Below are 15,056 nucleotides of genomic sequence, written 5' to 3'. Positions count from 1 at the left end.
TTATGAAAGCTAGTCTAATCGCATTTGTATTGTGTTTGTGTTTGTTGTCATGCAAGAACACAAAAACTGAGGGTATTATCCTTGAAGCCTATTCACCAGATAAAAACATCAAAGTAGATTTTAATGTCGATACCGAGGGAAAACCATTTTATGTGGTCAGCTATAAAAATGAGATCATTGTTGACACTTCTTATTTGGGCATGGAATTTACAAATGCGAATGCATTAAAATCAGGCTTAGTAATTGAAGAGGCCAATATTCAAACCTTCAAGGATGACTGGGAAATGCCTTGGGGCGAAAAGCTGAAGGTTGAAAATCAGGGAACTTCATTAAAAATTCGGTTAAAGGAAAATGACAGCATAGAAGCACAAAGAAAATTAGAAATCACATTCAAGATTTATAATGATGGTGTTGGTTTTAGATACCATTTCCCAGAACAAAATAACTGGACCGAGGCCTTAATTAAAGACGAGCACACCGAATTCAACCTCACCGAGGATTATAAAACGTTCTGGATTCCTGGAGATTGGGATATTTACGAGCATTTATATAGCACAACTAAACTATCTGAAATCGATGCCAAATCGTATATCCCAAAAACGAATTTAGCGCAAACCTATATTCCTGAAAATGCCGTGAATACACCAGTTACAATGGTTGGTATGAACGGATTACATCTAAGTTTTCATGAGGCAGCATTGGTAGATTATTCAGGGATGACACTCAAGGTGGATACCATGAATTTAAATTTGAAGAGTAATTTAGTAGGCTCTGAAAACACGGCGTATAAAGTAAAACGAAGCCTGCCTTTTTCAACCCCTTGGCGTACCATTCAAATTGCGGATAATGCACCCGATCTCATAGAATCTGATCTAATCGTTAATCTTAACGAACCGAATAAACTTGGCGATGTTTCGTGGTTCACACCAATGAAGTATACAGGTGTTTGGTGGGAAATGCACTTAGGAAAATCCTCTTGGGATTACGGAATGGAAATGGTAGATGGCAAATGGACCGATACTGGTAAAGCGCACGGAAAACATGGCGCAACCACAGAAAACGTAAAGAATTTCATTGATTTTTCAGCTAGGAATAACATCAAAGGCGTTTTAGTAGAAGGTTGGAATACTGGTTGGGAACGTTGGATAGGTTTTGAAGACCGTGAAGGGGTTTTCGATTTTGTAACTCCTTATCCTGATTATGATCTTGATGAAGTTACAAGCTATGCTAAGGCGAAAGGTGTTGAGATCATTATGCATCACGAAACTTCAGCAGCAACACAGACCTATGAGAAACAGCAAGACACAGCTTATGCTTTAATGCAACAGTATGGAATGCACGCTGTGAAGTCTGGCTATGTGGGTAAAATTATTCCGAAAGGTGAATACCATCACGGGCAATACATGGTCAATCAATATAATAATGCTGCGATAAAAGCAGCTGAATATGAGGTTGCCGTCAACGCCCACGAACCGATTAAGGCTACGGGTTTACGACGTACTTATCCTAATATTATTTCTCGTGAAGGCCTAAGAGGTCAGGAGTTCAATGCTTGGGCTGGTGACGGTGGAAACCCACCAGAACATCTACCAATAGTTGCCTTTACAAGAATGCTAGCCGGACCAATAGATTTTACTCCGGGAATTTTTAATATCAAATTCGATGAATACCGAAAGGACAATCAGGTGAACACCACCTTGGCACAACAGCTAGCCTTGTATGTGGTTATTTATAGTCCGGTGCAAATGGCTGCAGACTTGGTAAAGCATTACGAGGCCAATCCAGAGCCACTGCAATTCATAAAAGATGTTGGTGTAGATTGGGAAGAGAGTAAGGTCCTAAACGGTGAAGTCGGTGATTATGTAACCATAGCTCGAAAAGAGCGCGGAACCGGAAATTGGTTTGTCGGAGGAATTACCGATGAGAATTCAAGAACCTTTGAAATCAATTTCGATTTCCTTGAGACTGATGTTACCTATGAAGCAAAAATTTATAAGGACGGTGATAATGCCCACTGGAACAACAATCCTTTAGACATTTCTATAGAAAAAATCGACCTGAATTCTACTTCAAAATTGAACATTGATTTAGCTGAGGGTGGTGGTTTTGCAATCAGTTTAATTAAAAGATAATTTTAACATATTTCGGGTAACAAATTTGGTGTAAGGTAGTCTAGTAAATAGCGACTACTTTAAATATTCTTAACTTTGCAATTGTAACCGCGTGTTATTATGGATATTAACGACCAAATAGAATCACCATTTATCATTAAAGTTAGTTTTAATAAACTATTTAATGAATACGAAAAACTTAGATCTTCAGCTAATGGATTTGTTTCCGCTAATGCTGAGCGCGTTTTAAAGATTGCAGAAGATATTCCGGTATTACGAGAAGGCTTTAGCGATTTAGCTTTGTTAGAAACCCACAAGTCTGAAATCGATAATATTTTACACGATTCTTTCAATCCGTTGTTAACTCGTAATGAGATTAAAGTTGCGACCGTACCTTTTCAAAATCACATTTTTAAGACTTCAGAACGATTCGATTCGATCTTAAAAAACGTGGGTCCAGAATTTGAGTTAAAGGTAAAGAATATGCCAGAGGATCAAACGTATATTATAGCCTGCGCTATTATCCTAAAGGCGTGTTATGGTTATGATCTCAATTTTAAGCGACCTTTTTTCTATGAAATCCTAGATGCAAACGGTATCATGCGCTATTATAAAATTCTGTACAATGCAGATTTTATGGAGATCAATGCCCGCAAAGGAGCAAAACCAATTACGCAGGAAGACTTTGATGAGCTTTTAGATAATTTCGAAAACATAGATCTCTGGAAAGAAAAATTCCCGCCGAATTCTTATGAATTTAAAGGCTTTATTATTTCTAACATTTTTGATGTTACCGATGATCAGTCCATTTCAAATATAAAATCTTCACTTATTGGTGAGGATAAAAGAAAAGATGCGAGTTTCATGGAAAGTTTCTATGAGATTTTCAGATCGTTGTTCGGATTCAAAAATTTAGAGATTGGCTTTTCAATTTACAACGAAGAAGAAAGCATGTTTGAGCGTGTTTATGGTGTAGGTATGAACAGTTTCTTACTCAACGAAGAAGATAACTTGTCTTGCGGTGATGCCCTATGTGAGTGGTCTTATAATAAATTGCTGAGTGAAAAAGCTTACTTTTCGGTTTCTGATGTAGATAAGGCTTATAAATATTCAAAGGGCAAGGCACCTCATGTGAAGGTCTTACACGATCAAGGCTATAAAAGTGCAATTTTTGCACCAATTGCAAATGAAAATGGACTCATGGGTATTTTAGAAATCGTTTCAAAAGAGCCCAAAGTCTTAAACAGCATAAATGCCAACAAATTAATTGATGTAATGCCGTTTATTGTTTCGGCAGTAGAACGCTCAAAAAACGATGAGGAAAATCTCGTTGAGGCGATTATTCAAAAAGAATGTACTTCAATTCATCCGAGTGTTCATTGGAGGTTTGAAAAAGAAGCCCGAAATTTTATCAAAGATCAATTGAATGGCAAGGAACCATCCTTCAATAAAATTGCCTTCGAAAACATATATCCACTATACGGACAAATAGATATAAAAGGTTCTTCTGATGCCAGAAACTGGGCAACAAAGGAAGATCTTACTATGCAATTAACTACGGTTAAAAATATTTTTGAAACAGCTTCAAAATTGGAAGAATTACCAATTTATGACCAGTATGTATTTCAAATAGATGAATACCTCTCTGGTTTGGCTGACGTTTTTAAAGTTGATAGTGAACATCAGATTTCAGCATTTTTAAAGGATGATGTAGAATCGGTTTTGAATCACCTTGCCGATAACGAGGAATTAAAACCATTGATCGACGATTACTTCAATAGTATAAATGACGAATTGAATGTATTATATCATCACCGTAAGAATTACGATGATACTATTGCCTTGATCAACCGTGAAATGGCAATGCTTTTAGACCAAAAACAAGTTGAAGCACAGCAAATGTATCCACACTATTTTGAACGTTTTAAAACGGACGGTGTGGAGCACAACATGTACATAGGTGAGTCAATTACGAAAGAAGATAGTTTCAATCCAATTTATCTATACAACCTCAGACTATGGCAATTGCAAGTTATGGTAGAAATGGAAAATGCCTATTACCAAATGCAATCGCAATTCCCAGTAGCCTTAGACGTAGCTTCTATGATCTTAGTGTTTAATCAACCTTTAACGATTAGTTTTAGAATGGATGAAAAACACTTTGATGTCGATGGTACTTATAATGCCCGATACGAAATTGTAAAAAAGCGTGTTGATAAAGCTGCCATTAAAGGAACTAACGAACGTGTTACACAAAAGGGTAAAATTAGTATTGTGTATTCTCAAAAAGAGGATGAAATAGAATATTTAAGATACGTCAAATTCTTGCAGTCTAAGAAATATTTAGATGACGATGTTGAGATTGTTGAATTAGAAGATCTTCAAGCTGTAACCGGGCTTAAAGCAATACGCGTAAGTGTACTTTATCACAAGGATAAAGATGACAAGGCATTTTATACTTACGACGATTTAATGAAAGAAATCAAGTCTTAACTAGCAGTTTCCAGAAGATCCGTTACCACTGTTTCTGTACCCGAAAATTGAAATGCAATAGCAAAGGCTATAACACTTACTATTATACCAACCGCAAAAACGGTGTAAGTCAGTCTAAGCAGGCCGTACTTTCTATTCAATACTAATCCGAGAAAATAGAGATCCTTAGTAAGCGAACCGTATAAGTATTCTTTGTCTTTCATCATTTCTTGCATGGCCCATTCAAATTCTTGAAGGCTCATTTTATGGAAATTACCAAAAAATAAAAGGTTAACTTTTTTGTTGGCTACATCCTCTTTTGTGAATTTTCCGCTGGTTACATTCGGACGTGTTGCGAGTACAGATAAAATAATCGAAACTACAGTGGCAAGTGCAAATATCGCAGTTGGCCATATAAGGTAATAATTTGATGGATTATCTAATTTAGATACCAAATTAGAGAGCACCAATGAGATTATAATTGCGTTTACCGAAAGTAAAATATTCGCCTTCGTGTCCGCAATATCACTCAGTGTTATGTGATTTCTCAAGGCCACCCTAAACATGGTTTCAATACCACGATCAGGGAGATCTAATTTCTCTTTTTTAAAGTTGAGTTCTGCTTTTTTCTGCTTTAGCTTTTCGGTATTTGTTTTAACTTTATTCTGATCTTGAAGAAGATTAGCTAAATTCTTTCCTTTACGCTTTTCCCATTTACTTGTCGCTAGCGCCGTATGAAAACTATGACTGGTTAAAAACTTTATATTTTCTTGTAGCCATTCTGCTTTAGAGACTTTCTTACCAAGTGTGAGTTCCCATTCTTTGCGCAAAAGCGCTGCATAGTTTCCGTAATTCTTACTCGATAAGTGTGCACAATCCGCATCACGGATAAATCCTTCAGATTCAGTTTTTGGCTCATAAGACATTTCAGTAGCCAAGATAAGATTGGCTATGGCTTTTATATTTTCGTCTGAAACCTCTTGAGATTTTAAAAATTCAGAAGCAATCCGAGCACCTTCTTTTTCGTGCCCATCTATAGTTTTTGTGAATCCAGAATCATGAAACCATGCGGCAATAACAAGCTGTTGTTTTTCAATAGCACTAAGATCACTTTCCTCGATCAGTTCTTTTACTTTGCTCACCACACGCTGGGTATGGGCCAAATTATGATATACAAAAGAGGCGTCTAAATGATCGTTTAAATGAGACGTTACAAATTTCTCAGCTTCAAGAATTATATGTTCCATATGTCAATTATGTGAGCGTAATTTAAGAATAATTTATAACCTTTTTCAATTCCTAAATTGGTAACTTAGCCAATAACAGGAGTTAGCAAGGTTTTAGTCTGTTTTCCGACTTAAGACTTAGACGTAATCATTAGCCAAAAATTACCTTTTAAAAAGTTCATCGGTTATTTCCATGAAATTAAGTATTAACGACACATTTAACAAAGAATTGCCATCAGATTCTAACATGGAGAATTCAAGACGAAAAGTTTTTGAGGCCATGTATTCGTTTGTGGTGCCAAAAGTTCCAACTAAACCAGAACTATTGCATGCATCTTCTGAAATGGCTCATACGATCGGATTGGATGAAAATGATATCAAATCCAAAGCGTTTCTTAATATTTTCTCCGGAACCGAAGTTTACGCCAACACCAAGCCCTTTGCTATGGCTTATGCTGGTCATCAATTCGGAAATTGGGCTGGCCAATTAGGAGACGGACGGGCCATCAATTTATTTGAAGTTATGCACAACGGACAGCGTTGGGCATTACAATTGAAAGGTGCCGGGGAAACTCCATACTCAAGGCAAGGTGACGGCTTAGCTGTTTTACGCTCGTCTATACGCGAATATTTGTGCAGTGAGGCCATGTTTCATCTTGGTGTGCCCACAACCAGAGCTCTAAGTTTGATGACATCTGGAGATCAAGTTTTAAGAGATATGCTCTATGATGGTAATGCGGCATACGAAACAGGCGCTATCGTTTGTCGTGTTGCACCGACTTTTATACGATTTGGAAATTTCGAATTATTCGCAGCCCGACAAGATTTTCAGAATTTGAAAAAGCTTGCAGATTACACGTTGAAGTATTTCTACCCAGAGCTGGGTGAACCTTCAAAAGACACCTATATAAAGCTGTTTGAAGAGGTTGCCAATAGAACACTTGAAATGATCATCCATTGGCAACGTGTCGGTTTCGTGCATGGTGTTATGAATACCGATAACATGTCTGTTTTAGGATTGACCATAGATTATGGACCTTATGGCTGGCTTGAAGGTTTTGATTTTGGCTGGACACCAAACACAACCGATCGCCAAAATAAACGCTACCGTTACGGAAATCAACCCAATATTGGTCTTTGGAATTTGTTGCAACTCGCGAACGCGCTCTATCCATTATTAGAAGAAGCTGAGCCTTTTGAAAAAGTTTTGAATCAATACCAAACCGATTTTGAATCTAAGTCCTTAGCAATGATGCGATCTAAATTAGGGCTTATGGTTGAAGATACTAATGATATTCATTTAATTAAAGATCTTGAAGATTGTTTGTTGTTGTCTGAAACGGATATGACGATATTTTTCAGACTATTATCAAACTATAAGATCGGTGATGTGGATTCAGGATTAAAATTAGTTGAAGAAGCATTTTATAGTTCAGAAGAAATTTCAGATGCCATTGAAGAGCAATGGAAAGTTTGGTTTAGTTCTTACGACCAAAGATTACGAAAAGAAGAACTAACTGACAATGAGCGTAAGACTCAAATGAATTTGGTCAACCCAAAATATGTGCTCAGAAATTATATGGCACAATTAGCCATTGATAAGGCTGAAGATGGCGATAATAGTTTAATTGAGGAACTTTTTGAATTACTCAAAAAACCCTACGACGAGCAACCAAAATATAAAAAGTGGTTTGCTAAACGACCAGAATGGGCACGCCATAAAGTAGGCTGCTCTATGTTGTCTTGCAGTTCATAAAACTAATTTGAAATTATAATGAAAGCTATTTGGAACAATAAGGTCATTGCAGAAAGTAATGAGACTGTCGTTATTGAAGGAAATCATTATTTCCCACACGATAGTATTAACAAAGAATTTTTCAAGCCAAGCGATACGCATACGGTTTGCCCATGGAAAGGCACGGCCTCATATTATACTATTGAAGTTGATGGCAAGCAAAACACCGATGCTGCGTGGTTCTATCCTGAGGTTTCAGAATTGGCAAAGGGCATAAAAAATTATGTTGCTTTTTGGCGAGGGGTACAAGTTGAAAATTAGATCAAACAAAATTTCAGACGTAATATGAAGTCTCAAAAGCTAAAAATCACCAACCGTAAAGGTCTCACGCTAAATGCGCATCTAGAGTTACCAGCCAATCAGAAACCTAATTACTACGCAATCTTTGCGCACTGTTTTACGTGTAGCAGTAGTTTAAGCGCCGTTAGACATGTTAGTAGATCGCTAACTCAGGATGGTTTTGCTGTGGTGCGTTTTGATTTTACAGGACTAGGACGAAGCGAAGGCGAATTTGCCGATAGTCATTTCTCTGCAAATGTGGATGATCTATTAGATGTTCATGCTTATATGACTGAGCATTACGATGCTCCAAGTTTATTGGTTGGACATTCATTAGGAGGCGCTGCTGTACTCGTTGCAGCTTCAAAATTAGATGCCGTCAAAGCTGTAGCAACGGTGGGAGCACCTGCTACAGTTACGCATGTTAAACACTTATTTTCACATGGAATTGATGAGGTTGAAGAAAAAGGAGAAGCCGAAATAAATATCGGTGGAAGGCCTTTCAAAATAAATAAAGATTTTATTTCAGAATTTGATAATACCGATCTCCCAGCAATTGTAAAAGGATTGCGCAAACCTTTACTTATAATGCATTCGCCTTTTGATAAGATCGTTGGTATTGAAAATGCTGAGCAATTATATAAAACAGCCTTTCACCCGAAAAGTTTCATAACCTTAGATAATGCCGATCATTTATTAACTCAGGAGAAAGACAGTCAGTATGTTGGTGAAGTAATCGGTACATGGGCAAAACGCTATTTTCCAAAAGTTGAAAATATAATGCTGAATACGGAAGGTGAACAATTGGTAGGGCATCTAAATATTGTTGAAGATAATTTTACGACGTCAATTCAAACTAAAAATCATACGCTCATCGCAGATGAGCCAGAAAGTATTGGCGGTAGCGATTTCGGTCCTTCACCTTACGAGTATCTCAATGCATCACTGGCAGCATGCACGGCAATGACCTTGAAGATGTATGCAGAACGGAAAAAATGGGATCTGAGAGAAGTATTCGTTTATTTATCGCATTCCAGAAAACATAGTGATGATTTACAAGTAGATGTTGAAAAACCAAAATACTTAGATCATATTAGTAAAAAACTAAAATTTGTTGGTAACTTAGATGCTAGTCAGAAAGAGCGACTAAAGGAAATAGCTTCACGCTGTCCCGTGCATAGAACCATCGAAAGTGAAGTGATTTTCGAAACTCAAATAATACAAGATTAATAGTGCAAATTGCCTTAGCTAAACCTATAACTTCAGAACGTTTTCTGAATATTAGAAATCGAACCGAACAAATTTGTCTATCCTTAAATTCTGAGGATGTATCGGTACAACCCGTTGATTTTGTATCACCTCCAAAATGGCATTTAGCACACACCACTTGGTTTTTTGAAGAGTTTGTACTCACCAAAAATAAATCTGATTATAAAATCTTTAATAAAGATTTCGGCTATTACTTCAATAGTTATTATAATAATGTCGGTGAGCGTGTTTTACGCGCCAACAGAGGTTTAATGACCAGGCCAACGTTTAAAGATGTCCTTGACTATAGAGCTCATGTGAATAAAAATATGGCTCAATTTCTAGAAGGCGAAATAGAAACTGAGATTTACCATGTTATTGAAATTGGCCTTCAGCACGAACAACAACATCAGGAGTTACTGATTTATGATATCAAATACATTTTAGGGCATCAGATCTCATTTCCCACCTTAGATTTTGATGTTAAACTTCATCCAGAAAATCCCAATCAGCAATTCATCAAAATAGAAGAAGGTGTTTACGAAATTGGCCATAATGAAGATTGTTTTTGTTGGGATAATGAATTAGGGCATCACAAAGTTTACCTTCACGATTTCGAGATTTCAAATCGATTAGTGACAAACGCAGAATACATAGATTTTATTGAAGCTGGTGGTTATAGAGACTTCAATTTATGGCATGCTGACGGTTGGGACTGGATTACCAACAACGACATCACTCAGCCAATGTATTGGTACAAGGTGAGTAATAAATGGATGTATTATACCCTCAGCGGTTATAAGGCTATTGAACCAGATCGTCCTGTAAGTCATATTTCCTTTTACGAGGCATTTGCCTTTGCACAATGGAAGGATATGCGTTTGCCTACAGAGTTCGAATGGGAAGTGGCTTCCAAATATTTTGATTATGGTCAGCTTTGGGAATGGGCCAATAGCGCATATCTGCCATATCCAAATTACACTAAGGCTGAAGGTGCTATTGGTGAGTATAACGGTAAATTTATGGTGAATACAATGGTAATGCGAGGTGCATCTGCTGCATCACCTCAAGGGCATTGCAGGCCAACCTACAGAAACTTCTTCGCACCAGATAACAGATGGCAATTTTCAGGAATTAGACTCGCAAAATAGAATGACAGACACATTTGCACAAGACGTGCTTAAAGGCTTAACGGCTGAAAACAAACACCTATCCTCCAAATATTTTTATGATGATAATGGCAGTCGCATCTTTCAGGAGATCATGAATATGCCTGAGTACTATTTAACGGATGCTGAGTTTGAAATTCTATCCATGCAATCGAAACAGATAGTCGAGGCTCTGCATTTTTCACAACCCTTCAATATAGTTGAGCTCGGTGCTGGAGATGGATTTAAAACATTCAAATTGTTAGAATATCTAACAGAAAATGGCATCAACTTCAATTACGTGCCAATAGACATTTCACAGGAGGCCATCGATGCCTTAACAGAACGACTCCTCAACCGACTACCAGGAATAAAAATCAAGCCAAAAGTCGGTGATTATTTCAAAATTCTAAAGCAAAATAAAAAAAGTGATTATCCGAGTTTGCTTTTGTTCTTGGGAAGTAATATCGGAAACTATCAAGAGGCTAGTGCTATAGAATTACTGCGATTATTTAATCAGAACATGAAGATGGGCGACAAGCTTTTGGTAGGTTTCGATCTGAAGAAAAACCCAATTACCATTCATAATGCCTATTACGATAAACATGGCATCACTAAGCGGTTTAATTTGAATCTTCTTCTGCGTATTAATCGAGAGCTAGATGCGGATTTTAAAATTGATGATTTTGATTTCTATTGCCACTATAATCCTCTTAATGGCGAAGTTAGAAGTTACATTGTGAGTTTAAGACGTCAGGATGTCCTTTTGAAGAAATTGAATACGTCTATTAGTTTCGATTATAACGAACTGATCTGGACTGAGCTTTCAAAAAAATACAGTCTTTTTGAAATTGAAGCTATGGCTGATGTTTCTAGTTACAAAATGGTAGCGAATTTTTTAGATTGCAAACACTATTTTGCTGATAGTCTTTGGGAGAAGGGCTAATTAGAAATAATTTCTTCTTGAATCTTTTTGAATTAGTTCCAAATCTAGACTGTCTGACTAGTTGGTGTAAGACTTTTTTTGCAACATAAGTTAAAAAGTGTAACTTTAATAGCTATTTAACTGACCGACAAATGAAGTTCAAACACACACTCTCATTTATTGCCCTAATTTTTATTATTAATTCATGTGCCACCTACAAAGCACAATATGCTGATGATGCAACTCAGCAATCACCACCACAAAAAAAGGTAAAACACACGTTTTATTTGCTTGGCGATGCAGGGAATTCAGATCTTGGTGATAGCTCTAAAGCGATTACAGCGTTTAAAGCTGAATTAGAGAAAGCCGACAAAAACAGTACTGCAGTTTTTCTGGGTGATAACGTTTATGAGCGCGGTATACCTGACGAATCTTCTGCTGAATACGCATTGGCCAAACATAGACTGCAAGCACAAATTGATGCGGTGAAAAATTTCAAAGGAGAATCGGTTTTCATTCCTGGAAATCACGATTGGTATTCTGGAGTTAAGGGGTTAAAGCGTCAAGAAAAATTAGTTGAAGATGCTTTAGGTAAAGATACTTTTTTGCCAGAGGATGGTTGTCCAATAGATAAAATTCATGTTGCAGACGATATCGAATTAATTTTAATTGATTCGCATTGGTATATCACCAATTGGGATAAGCATCCTACAATTAATGATGACTGTGATATAAAAACGCGTGCCGACTTTTTAGATGAATTTAATAGTCTTATAAAAAAGGCTAGAGGGAAGACAACTATTGTCGCACTGCATCACCCAATGTACACCAATGGATCTCATGGAGGGCAGTATTCATTTGGTAGCCATATGAAGCCCTTGCCAGTTTTAGGAACTATTAAAAACTTTATTAGAAAAACAAGTGGAGTTGCCAATGTTGATCTTCAAAATCCGAGGTACAATGACCTGAAGAAACGTATCGTAACACTGGCTCAAGAAAATGAAAAGGTCATTTTTGTTTCGGGTCACGATCATAACTTGCAGTACATTATAGAAGATAATTTACACCAAATTGTGTCAGGGTCTGGTTCTAAAAGAACGGCAGTAAGAAATACTGGTGGTGGTGTTTTTGGATATGGCGCTCAGGGTTATGCAACATTAGTTGTTCACGAAGATGGGTCGTCTCATGTGTCTTTTTATTCTGCTGATGACGATAAAATTGTATTTGAGTCTGAAGTATTTCCAGAATACAACGGAACTTATAATAAAGATTTCAAAACTAATATCCCATCGCATACAACAGCATCTGTTTATTCTGAAGATGAAACTAATATCAGTGGCTTCGGAAAGTTTTTATGGGGCGATCGATTCAGAAAATATTACAGCACTAAAGTTAAAGCACCAAATGTGATGCTCGATACTTTATTTGGCGGTTTGAAACCTGTACGTAAAGGCGGTGGAAATCAATCTAAATCTTTACGTCTAGAAGACAAGAATGGCGCCCAATATGTGATGCGAGCCCTTAGGAAACAAGCACTACAATACTTACAGGCCGTAATTTTTAAAGACCAATATATTGAAGGTCAATTCGATGACACTGAAACAGAAGCCCTTATTCTTGATGTATTCACAGGTGCGCATCCTTATGCACCTTTTGTAGTTGGTGATTTGGCCGATGCCATAGGCGTTTATCACACCAATCCGGTACTTTATTATGTGCCGAAACAAGAGGCTTTGGGCAAGTATAATGAAGATTTTGGGGATGAGCTTTACATGATCGAGGAGCACACTTCTGAAGGCCACAGTGATCAGGCGAGTTTTGGTTATCAAGACGAGCTCATCAGTACCAACGATATGATGGAGAGGATTCATAAAGACGAGGATATTGTTGTTGATGAGGCGGCTTATATTAAGGCAAGACTCTTTGATATGCTCATTGGCGATTGGGATAGACACCAAGATCAATGGCGTTGGATAGAATTCAAAGAGAATGGTAAGAAAGTATACAGACCAATGCCGCGAGACCGTGATCAGGCTTTTTCTAGGATGTCTGACGGATTCCTTTTGGGTACAGCGGTAAAACTTATTCCAACGGCTCGTTTATTACGTAAATACTCTGAAGATCTTGAAGATGTAAAAGGAATTAATGTAGAGCCTTATCCCTTAGATATGGAAATTATTGCCCAATCAGGAAAGGATGTTTGGGATGCACAAGTGAGATATATTCAAGAGAATATGACTGATGAAATCATTGAGAAAGCATTTTTGAATATTCCTGATGAGGTACGCGATGAAACTATCGAGGAGATTAAGAAAACCATGAAGGCCAGACGCGGAAACCTTCAGAAGATTTCTGACCGCTACTTTGCATTAATTAATAAATTTGCGGTAATCAAAGGGACCAACAAAGATGATTGGTTTGATGTAGAACGCCTTCCAGACGGAAAAACAAAAGTTACTGCCTACAGAATAAAAGGCGGAAAAAAATCAGACATTTTCCATGAACGCACGTACACTCACGACGAAACCAAAGAAATATGGATCTATGCCTTAGACGACGATGATGTTTTTGAAGTTTATGGAGACGGAAATCAACTCATTAAGGTGAGACTGGTTGGTGGTCAAAACAACGACACTTACAACATTAAAAATGGTAAACGTGTTACCTATTACGATTACAAATCGAAAAAGAGTACTGTGGTGACCAACAAAGGGCACAAAAAATTCTCAGACACCTACAGAACTAATGTTTACAATTATAAAAAACTAAAGAACAATACGGTTCAGATCTTGCCAAGTTTAGGCGCGAACCCAGATGATGGTCTCAGAATTGGTGCAAATACGGTTTTAACGAATTACGGATTTGAACGCAATCCGTTTACATCACAGCATAAATTTTCTGCGGCTTACTATTTTGCAACAAGCGGTTTTGATTTTAACTATAATGGCGAATTTGCCAATATTTTTAGAAATGTGAATTTCGGAATAGATGCCCATTTCAATAGTCCAAATTTTGCGGTTAACTTCTTCGGATTTGGAAACGAAACTCCGAATCCTGAAGCTGATGAAGACGACGGTCTGGATGTAGATAGGGATTTTAATCGGGTTAAGATTAGAACCTTAAGATTTACGCCATCCTTAATTTGGCGCGGTAAAGCTGGCGGTGTATTTAAGCTAGGAATCACCTATGAAAGTAATGAAGTTGAGCGTACTGCAGGGCGATTTATTGAGTCTCTTCCAGAAGATGCTGCAGTTTTTGATATGCAAGATTTTTATGGTGTTGATGCCAGATACCAATTCGTAAATAAAGATGACGATGCTTTTCCTACCCTAGGATTCCAAACGACTTTACACGTTGGTTACAGAAATAATGTAGATACCACAAAAGGTTTTGGTTACATTATTCCTGAATTAGGCTTCGATTACAAACTAGTCCCAAGTGGTCAGTTGGTGCTTGCCACCAATTTGAGAGGTCACGTTAATCTCGGCGACGGTTTCGAATTTTACCAGGGTGCAACATTAGGTGCTAGAACAGGATTAAGGGGTTATAGATTTCAGCGTTTTACTGGTAAAACAGCCTTTTCTCAGTCGACAGATGTTCGTTGGAATTTCGGTAGCTTAAAAACAGGATTACTTCCAATTCATATTGGAGTTTACGGCGGTGTAGATTATGGTCGTGTATGGATTGAGAACGACAACTCTGATAAATGGAATAATTCCTTCGGTGGTGGTCTTTTTATGAATATGGCGCAAATGATGACGGCTAATATTTCGGCTTTCAATAGTAGCGATGGCCTGCGATTGGCTGTGCAATTTGGTTTTGGATTCTAAAGAATTTGAATTTAAGTTAGAG

The 15,056-nt window shown here is 37.4% G+C and carries 9 protein-coding genes; 8 read left to right on the top strand and 1 reads right to left on the bottom strand.

Annotation, left to right across the window (positions count from 1 at the left end):
* The first annotated feature begins 2 nt into the window (after positions 1-2).
* Positions 3-2,132, top strand: coding sequence for a glycoside hydrolase family 97 protein (locus tag DDY94_RS01580; RefSeq protein ID WP_111682267.1), 2,130 nt, complete (start codon positions 3-5; stop codon positions 2,130-2,132).
* A gap of 99 nt (positions 2,133-2,231) precedes the next feature.
* The gene (locus DDY94_RS01575; RefSeq protein ID WP_111682266.1) at positions 2,232-4,604 is read left to right on the top strand and encodes a GAF domain-containing protein; all 2,373 of its coding nucleotides are present in this window, start codon (positions 2,232-2,234) and stop codon (positions 4,602-4,604) included.
* Here the strand turns inward: DDY94_RS01575 and DDY94_RS01570 are convergent.
* On the bottom strand, positions 4,601-5,830 hold the full coding sequence (locus DDY94_RS01570; protein ID WP_111682265.1) for a Pycsar system effector family protein: 1,230 nt from the start codon (positions 5,828-5,830) through the stop codon (positions 4,601-4,603). The two genes, DDY94_RS01575 and DDY94_RS01570, sit on opposite strands and share 4 nt — an antisense overlap.
* Positions 5,831-6,002: 172 nt before the next feature.
* On the opposite strand from DDY94_RS01570, the gene DDY94_RS01565 reads away from it, so the two are divergent.
* The 6 genes from DDY94_RS01565 (at position 6,003) to DDY94_RS01540 (ending at position 15,034) form a co-directional block, all read left to right on the top strand.
* Complete coding sequence (locus DDY94_RS01565) at positions 6,003-7,565, top strand: protein adenylyltransferase SelO (protein WP_111682264.1); 1,563 nt, start codon at positions 6,003-6,005, stop codon at positions 7,563-7,565.
* Between the two features lie 18 nt (positions 7,566-7,583).
* Positions 7,584-7,865 carry a DUF427 domain-containing protein gene (locus DDY94_RS01560; protein WP_198658899.1) on the top strand — a complete coding sequence of 94 codons (282 nt, stop codon included), beginning with the start codon at positions 7,584-7,586 and terminating at the stop codon, positions 7,863-7,865.
* 24 nt (positions 7,866-7,889) lie between these two features.
* Positions 7,890-9,113 (top strand): bifunctional alpha/beta hydrolase/OsmC family protein, encoded by a 1,224-nt coding sequence (locus tag DDY94_RS01555; protein WP_111682262.1) that lies wholly within the window; start codon positions 7,890-7,892, stop codon positions 9,111-9,113.
* Between the two features lie 2 nt (positions 9,114-9,115).
* Positions 9,116-10,282: an ergothioneine biosynthesis protein EgtB gene (gene egtB / locus DDY94_RS01550; protein WP_232817795.1), complete on the top strand. Its 1,167-nt coding sequence runs from the start codon at positions 9,116-9,118 to the stop codon at positions 10,280-10,282.
* 1 nt (position 10,283) lies between these two features.
* Positions 10,284-11,225 (top strand): L-histidine N(alpha)-methyltransferase, encoded by a 942-nt coding sequence (locus DDY94_RS01545; RefSeq protein WP_111682261.1) that lies wholly within the window; start codon positions 10,284-10,286, stop codon positions 11,223-11,225.
* A gap of 131 nt (positions 11,226-11,356) precedes the next feature.
* The gene (locus DDY94_RS01540) at positions 11,357-15,034 is read left to right on the top strand and encodes a metallophosphoesterase (protein WP_111682260.1); all 3,678 of its coding nucleotides are present in this window, start codon (positions 11,357-11,359) and stop codon (positions 15,032-15,034) included.
* Positions 15,035-15,056: the final 22 nt, after the last annotated feature.

Source organism: Winogradskyella tangerina, assembly GCF_003260205.1.
Classification (GTDB): Bacteria; Bacteroidota; Bacteroidia; order Flavobacteriales; family Flavobacteriaceae; genus Winogradskyella; species Winogradskyella tangerina.
The sequence above is the reverse complement of the archived record's forward strand: the minus strand, read 5'-3'. Positions and strand labels throughout refer to the sequence as shown.